We start from the raw sequence: 2129 nt of genomic DNA on the forward strand, positions 1-2129 counted from the left end.
ACCCCTCCTACCACTCTTATGCGGCGGCGCGCCTCCGGCACTACTTAACAAACTAGCACGATATCTTTTAACGCATTTCTGGACTTCATATGATTACAAACGGACTCTTTGATGCGAAATACTAGTATTTTAGTTATTCAATTAGTGATTTGTCAATTCCATACACTTCACGCATGGATACATCTTTAGATGAATCAATACTCTCAATATTAATTTTGTATGAATCATGCATGATGCGATCAAGAATAGCATCTGCTAATGGACCTTCACCACCTCCTAGTTGTTCATACCAGCCTTCAGACCTGTACTGAGCACAAAAGATTGTGGATGATTTCTTTCTTCTCCTCGAAAGTAGTTCAAATATATCCTTACGCTCATTTTCTGTTGGTTTTAGTAATAACCATTCATCTAAAATTAGTAGCAAAGGATTAATGTATTTAGACAATACCTTCCTGTAATTGCCTTCATTTCTGGACATTTCAAGGTCAAGAAGCATATCAGGTAGGCGGACATATTTTGTTGTATAGTACTGTTTACAGGCTTCCATTCCAAATGCACATGCCATGTAAGTTTTACCACTACCCGTTGCTCCAGTGATGAATATATTACGATTCTCAGCTACATATTCACAGCTAGCAAGCCTTCGGATTAAATCCTTGTTTAATCTACGTCCAGACATATAGTCAATATCCATGATGCTTGCATCTGGTTGGTCAAATTCTGCTTTCTTGATAAGTCTTTTTAAACGATTGTTTTTTCTACTTGTATATTCAATATCTACTATCATACCTAGGCGATCTTCAAATGGTATTTCATTCATCTTAGGATCCCTTATCTGGTTTCTGAAGGCGTCTGCCATTGATGTTAAATGCATTTCAATTAATTTATCTATTGTACTTTGATTTGTCATAGATGTTACCTCCCATAATATCCGGCACCTCTTGTGATGCCGTAGTTATTGTGTGTAGTTTCAACCTTTACTTCTGGTTCTACCTTATCTTGGCCAGTACTGAGTATGTTTTTAATACTCTTGAAGCTAGGTGTAGCCGTATAGGACATTGCTTTTTTACAAGCAGCTTCTAAACGCTCGACTGAGTATTTATCAGCAAGTTTTAGTAGTCCCATACAACTCTTGTATGTCTCTTGTTGTACACGTTTTGAGGTAAGTATTGCATCTACAACATTAAACGTATTGTTTCCAATTCCTGTAGCCCACTTACGGAAACTTTCTCCATTCCATTCTAAATACTTTTGGTGGTCTTCAGGCATATGCTCTACAATAGTACTGTACTGCCCCTTACGACCATAGAGTCTTCTATGGGAAGCAATACGATGTTGATTAAAGAATATTTCAATTGTTTTATCTGTCATTCTAACGTCTACCTTACGCTTAATGTATTCGTAAGGAATTGAGTATAGCATTCCATCAACTGATATGTGATAATTAAATTGAACTGTGGCTTGTTTCCAATCCGCAAGTTCAAATGGGGTAGCTGGTAATGGTGCTAGTAATGGCAATTCTTCACAGCGGAAGAGACTTAATCGGCTATCCTCTTTCTTTTGAAAGAGTCGTGAATTAAAATCCTTAAGTTTCTCTTTGATCGCACGATTCAACTCTTCTAAAGAAAAGAACTGTTCATTACGTAGAGCTGCTACTATCCAAGTAGATATATTGCCTACGGAGCTTTCAACATTAGGTTTATCCTTTGGCTTTCTTACTCGAGCTGGAATGATGGCAGTACCATAGTGCTCAGCCATTTCATAGTAAATTGTATTTAACTGTTGGTTATACCATCCACCATTATGCACTACTGCAGTCTTACAATTATCAGAAACTAGTATCTTTGCAATACCACCAAAGTATTTATACATATTAACATGTGCTTTAATCCATGATTGCTGTTTCTCATTTATGAAAGCTTCAACATAGGTATATTGACTGTAGGTCATAACACCTACAAAGATATGGGCATCAATAATTTCACCAGTATCAGGATCTATGATTTGTGCAAGATCTCCAGCCCAATCCACTTCAACTTGTTCTCCAGGTTTGCGGTTGATGTGCATGGTAGCACGACGTAAAAGCACTGACCTTGTCTTATAATTTTACTGCAGCGCTTACAAATAAG

General features: G+C 37.2%; 1 protein-coding gene and 1 pseudogene. Both read right to left on the reverse strand.

The features are described from left to right. Positions 1 to 133: 133 nt before the first annotated feature. Entirely contained in the window at positions 134 to 910 is a 777-nt protein-coding gene (gene istB / locus Q7P22_RS14065; RefSeq protein ID WP_303865019.1) for an IS21-like element helper ATPase IstB, read from the reverse strand. Between the two features lie 5 nt (positions 911 to 915). Next, a pseudogene (gene istA / locus Q7P22_RS14070) lies at positions 916 to 2076 on the reverse strand (IS21 family transposase); the annotation flags it as partial. Positions 2077 to 2129: the final 53 nt, after the last annotated feature.

Origin of the sequence: Alkalibaculum bacchi, from assembly GCF_937875145.1 — a bacterium.
In the GTDB taxonomy this organism is placed as follows: Bacteria; Bacillota; Clostridia; order Eubacteriales; family Alkalibacteraceae; genus Alkalibaculum; species Alkalibaculum bacchi_A.

Excerpts from the sequence above, each read along its gene's own strand:
- istB (WP_303865019.1), bottom strand. The coding sequence starts at position 910 with ATGACAAATCAAAGTACAATAGATAAATTAATTGAAATGCATTTAACA.